General features: G+C 65.6%; 7 protein-coding genes. All 7 read right to left on the bottom strand.

Going from position 1 to position 4818, the window contains the following annotated elements; all coding sequences use genetic code 11:
* Positions 1-167: 167 nt before the first annotated feature.
* Complete coding sequence (locus tag BMG07_RS39805) at positions 168-758, bottom strand: hypothetical protein (protein ID WP_198089085.1); 591 nt, start codon at positions 756-758, stop codon at positions 168-170.
* A gap of 122 nt (positions 759-880) precedes the next feature.
* Positions 881-1258: a hypothetical protein gene (locus tag BMG07_RS39800; protein WP_198089084.1), complete on the bottom strand. Its 378-nt coding sequence runs from the start codon at positions 1256-1258 to the stop codon at positions 881-883.
* A gap of 38 nt (positions 1259-1296) precedes the next feature.
* Entirely contained in the window at positions 1297-2787 is a 1491-nt protein-coding gene (locus tag BMG07_RS39795; protein ID WP_198089083.1) for a phage tail protein, read from the bottom strand.
* Positions 2788-2839: 52 nt separating this feature from the next.
* Positions 2840-3094: a hypothetical protein gene (locus BMG07_RS39790; RefSeq protein ID WP_198089082.1), complete on the bottom strand. Its 255-nt coding sequence runs from the start codon at positions 3092-3094 to the stop codon at positions 2840-2842.
* Position 3095: 1 nt separating this feature from the next.
* Positions 3096-3698: a hypothetical protein gene (locus tag BMG07_RS39785; protein ID WP_198089081.1), complete on the bottom strand. Its 603-nt coding sequence runs from the start codon at positions 3696-3698 to the stop codon at positions 3096-3098.
* Positions 3695-4138 (bottom strand): phage virion morphogenesis protein, encoded by a 444-nt coding sequence (locus BMG07_RS39780; RefSeq protein ID WP_198089080.1) that lies wholly within the window; start codon positions 4136-4138, stop codon positions 3695-3697. The genes BMG07_RS39785 and BMG07_RS39780 overlap by 4 nt, the downstream gene beginning before the upstream one ends.
* Positions 4135-4659, bottom strand: a complete 525-nt coding sequence (locus tag BMG07_RS39775; RefSeq protein WP_198089079.1) for a phage protein Gp36 family protein — start codon at positions 4657-4659, stop codon at positions 4135-4137. The genes BMG07_RS39780 and BMG07_RS39775 overlap by 4 nt, the downstream gene beginning before the upstream one ends.
* Positions 4660-4818 lie beyond the last annotated feature (159 nt).

Here is a 4818-nt window from a genome sequence, read left to right as displayed (position 1 = left end):
CCGTGAGCTTGTTGTTCGTGCCGGCGACGGCGCCCGCCATCACTTTCTGCGCCGCTTCAAGCGCCTTCGCCTCGGCCTGCGCCTTGGCTCCGATGTTGGAGACCAGGTCGATGAAATACCGCAGCTTGAGTTCGCGCATGGCGGGCTACTTCTTTCTCAGCTCGGCATCAAGGAATCGAAGACGCGACAGGGGCACCGTCTCCAACGAAATCGGCGAGCAGTGCAGGGCCAGACTCAAGCGAAGCAGCAGCCGCTCCCACGCCTGCAGCCTGGCCCACGGGCTGTGGGGATTGGGCAGCTTGCTCGACGCCTTCGGCGGGCTTGCCCGCGACGATGGCGTGGAACTGTTCTTCCGTGATGTTCCCGTAACGCACCTCGGCTGCCAGCGTCACCAGGGCGATGCGCTGCTCGATCAAGCCGAGGTCGTGTGTGCTGAGCTTGCCGATCATGTCGAGGTCAATTGCCGCAGCGGGAATCGTGTAGCTGTCGCACACAAACGCTTCGATGTGCTGAACGTTCAGCGCCAGCTTGAATTCCGCATCGCTGACCAGCAGGCGGGGCACACCGCGATGCTCAACGACGCGCTCGGCCAGGCGGACTGCAATGCGCTCTTCTGCCACGCCCGTCTCGCGCAGGCGCACGACCTTGTAGCGGAGTTCCCGGCCTTCGCTGACGGCCTTGAGGCCGTCTACGAGGATGACTTTGAAAAGGTCTTCGATGCCGACCTGAGCGAGTGTGGAGGCGGTGGTGTGGTCCATGCCATCGAGTCTCGCGATGACGGTCCGCCTGGTCATGGTGAAACGCTTCACCAAAGAAAAAGGGGCCGGTCAGTGCCGGCCCCTTGGTTCGTCCGCTGTTGCGGCTCTGCGCTACCCGACCTCTACAGCCACTGGATGGGCGACAGCACGTTGAAGGTGATGTCCACCGACCCCGTGCCGATCTCGCCCATGGATGCGAACGAGCAGTTGTTCATCAGCGCGCGGCGGCCGGTCTTCGAGTCGCGCGCGGCGATCTGCGCGCCTGCGATCTCGGTGTAGCTCTGCGGGTCGGTTTTCGGGCCGAACTGCAGCTTGCACTTGAACGTCGTCGGCACGCGCTTGCGCTTCGTGTAGTCGCGCCCCTTCGGGCCGCTGGGTACCACCTCGTTCTCGTAGCGCGCTGCGCCCGTGATCGAACCGGTGCCGTCCTCGAAATCCAGCGGCGCGCCCGCGACGGTGATGGTGTCGATGTGGTACAGAAATTCGTCGGTCCCTGCCATGTCTTTCTCCTGGAGTTGATGTGTTGAGAGTCAGCCCGTTAGACGTGGCCGGCCACCGGGTAGCTGGTGACTTCGGTCTGGTAGTGCTGCGTGATGATCACGGGCTCTTCGCGGATCTTCAGCTTGCCGTTCGGACCATCGACCTCCACGAGCAGCACTTCCTTGTAGTACTGCAGGTTCTGCACGAGGCCGGCCTGCATCATCAGGTCGTAGATGCCGAGCATGATTTCCTCGCCCAGTTCCTTCGTCATGATCTTGTCCTGGCCGGGGATCGGCTCGGTGACGTACTCGGCGATCTTGTAGCCCCGGTACTTCGTCATGAACTCGGTGATCACGAACCACCGGTAGTAGCTCATCGTCTTGATCCAGCACAGCTCGGCCATGCTGCGATCCGGCGCGCCGGCCCGGTTCATGGTGTAGTTGGTCACCATGCGCAGCAGGCTACCCGTCGAGTCCTGAGCGATCTGCAGCGGCGAGCCGCCCATTGCCAACATGTTGTTGAGCTGGGGCACTTGCCAATGGTCGCCCTGGCGCGGGCCGAGGTAGCCCTGCAGCACCACGTCGGTCTGCGGGAGTGCCGGATCGATCGCGGCCAGGCTCTCGATGGCGGCGCCCGCCATTGCGGCCGTCTCCCACGGGTTCGTCATGTCCTTGGTCACAGTGATCGTGTGCACATGCGGACTGTTGCGGCCAGCCAGGAACGTCGTGATCTCGGCCTCGGTGCCGCGCACGCAGTTCACCACTGCGGCGTCCTGCATGTTGTTCGCTTCCCAGCGGGCGGCCAGTTCGGTTTCGAGGATGTTCAGGTTGGGGCTGTCGATGAACGGGCACACGATCTCGGTCGCGCGATACAGGTTCATCGCCACGATGACGGGTGAGACATCCGGCACGACCGCCCCCGTCGCCATCTTCGGCGTGGCGATGGTGAGACCGTTGGGCAGGCGGTCGTCCCAGTAGTAGGTGCTTCGCACGTCGACGTCGTTGCCCGTCGGCCCGCCCCAGCGGCAGGTCAGCTTCACCTCGTTCAGGTTTGCGGTCGCTGCCGCCGTAACCGGCAGCTTCGGTTGGGCGTTGACCACGGCCACCAGCTTGGCTGCGACGGTCTGCGCAGTGTCGGAGGTGGTCACGCCCACGCTGATGCGCTGGCCGCCGATGTAGAGCATCACTTCACCCGGCATCGAGAGGTTCGCGCCTGCGTTGGTCACTGCCACCAGGCTTGTCGCGGGCACCGCCAGGTTGCCTTCCGCGATGGCGATGCAGTCGATGGGCAGGCCCAGGTCCGTGTTGGCCTTCGCCGCGCGCCACATCTGCACGAGCATGGAGCCCTCGCCGAAGCGGTCGATGGCGTCGGCTTCGGTGCTCACGGTCGTGATGGTGTTGACCGCGAGGCTACCGGCGGTGGCCTTGTGCCCGACGAGCAGCAGGCGGCGGGGCATGCCGCGCAGTCCACGGATGGCACGGGAAAAGTCGATCTTGCCGGCCGCGAACGGCACGAGAAAGTTGAGGCTCAGAAGGTTGGGGAGGGACATCGCGAAAGCTCCTTTAAACGCGGTTCAAGTCAGGGCTGGAAGTGCTCGCGGCTCAGGGCGCGATGGTCAGGTCGCCGTCATCACGGCGGCGCAGCAGCGTCGGCGTCACGGTCTGCGGCGTCGGCGTACCAGGCGCGAAGCGCGCGCCGGTCTCGTTGTTGATGAGCACGACACCTTCGGCGACCACGACATTCACCTGCATCCCGAGAGACAGAGGGCGTTCGGCGGCTGCTGGCGCGGAGGCCGCGGCGGATTCGATGACGACCGGTTGGGCGTCGGATTGGGGGGCGTTGCTCTTGGTGGCCATCTCAGGGCTCCTGTGGTGGAAAAGTGATTTCGTGCGACACGGACAGCGGCGGGCGGTCCGGCTGCTGCGACTCGGGGACGACGCCCTGGTGGGCGTTGGAATGGACCTCGACGGACAGCAGCTCGAAGGCTTGGCCGGGCGGAACGCGGCTGCGCACGTCCTGTTGCCAGCGCACAAGCCAGAGCGCCAGGCCGGCCTTGTCCACGGCGCGGCCGTAAAGGTTCTCGGCGGTCGGGTCTTCATCGAGCGGGGCAATCGCGTAGGGGCCGTTGCTGTCCTGCGGAATCCACGCGCGCAGGGCCAACGTCAGGCGCTCCGCGAGCTGCATTGCTTCACGCATGCGGTCAGCGCGTCCGCGCCCGCTCTTCGTCACAACGAAGGCGGACATGGACACAGTGCGGGTGTTGCGGCCGGCCAGGCGGTTGCCCGTCGCGCCTGGCGTCCAGCCCAACTGAGCAATGAAGATCGCGGGACAGGTGAAGCTGACCTTGTCGATCTCTTCGCCGCTGAATTCGCCGCCGTACTCCTGCACGGTGACGACCTCCCGTTTCGTGAACTTCTCGCGCACGAACGCGACGACCTGGTCAAGCAGTGCGGTGCTCACTGGATGGCTCCCACGGCGTCGATGAGGATGTCGCCGATCCGCTTCTCTTGCTTCGGCCCAACGCCGAGCACGGGGCGAGCAACGATGTTGGTTTTCTTCTTGCGGCCGGTCTTGCCGCCGAAGTGATGGATGGCCGCATAGACCAGCGCCGACCCGATCTCGACGGCGCCAGGCGCGAGCTGGAAGACGTAGCTGTCGTACAAGTGGTGCTTGTCGATCAGCGTCTTGCCGGGCCGTTTGATGGCCGCCTTGCTCTGCGGCATGGCCGAGCCGTCGTAGAGCTTCTGGCCGTCGATGTTGTCCTGCACCTCGCCGACCATGTACTCGCCGATGTCCTCGCGGGCGGTCACGTAGCCCTCGGCGTTGGCAATCGCCAGGCGTGCCAGGTGCAGGCGGATCAGGTCGTTGCTGAAGCCTGCCCGGAGCTGCACGCCGCTCATGACCGCGCACCTCGGCTTGGACGAAAAGCGGCCCAGTCGTAATTCGTCCTGGTCTGTCCACTACGCGCGCCGCCGCTGGGCGCGATGGCTTGCCCGCCAGCGCCTGCGAGCTTGGCCTTGCCTGTAGAGATGTCGCGCAGCCAGGCGCGCCAGGTCTTGCAGCAGTCGTCCATGCGCTCGGTCGCGTTGTCGGTGTCGTCCGCCAGGGCGCAGCGCACGAGCGCAAGGCAACATTCTTCGAGGGTGCCGGCGTTGGCATCATCGGCCGAAAGTGGCAGCACGACGGCGGGGCGGAGGTAGCCGTCCATCAGGTTGGATTGGGTCTCCAGCTTTCGCGTGATGCGCGCAACGGCCGCCTCGGCTGCGGCCTTTTCTTCGACTGTTGGCGCACCCGACCAGGAGCCCGCGAGCGCGTCCAGCAACAACTGAGCGGTCAGCAGGCGCTGCTCGTCGGACAGGTATTGAACGGTCTCCTCGAGCCCGAAAGACTCGATGAAACGTGCGGGCGTGGCGTAGGACATGGCGGGTTAGCGCTTCTTGGCGGTGGCGGGCTTGGCGGTGGGCTTCGCGGGCGGGGTATCGCCTGCGGGCGGGGCATCGCCTGCGGGCGGGGCATCGCCTGCGGCCGTGGCATCACCTGCGGCCGGGGCATCGCCTGCGGCCGGGGCATCGCCTGCGGC

This window comes from Variovorax sp. E3 (assembly GCF_016082275.1).
Classification (GTDB): domain Bacteria; phylum Pseudomonadota; class Gammaproteobacteria; order Burkholderiales; family Burkholderiaceae_C; genus Variovorax.
The sequence above is the reverse complement of the archived record's forward strand: the minus strand, read 5'-3'. Positions and strand labels throughout refer to the sequence as shown.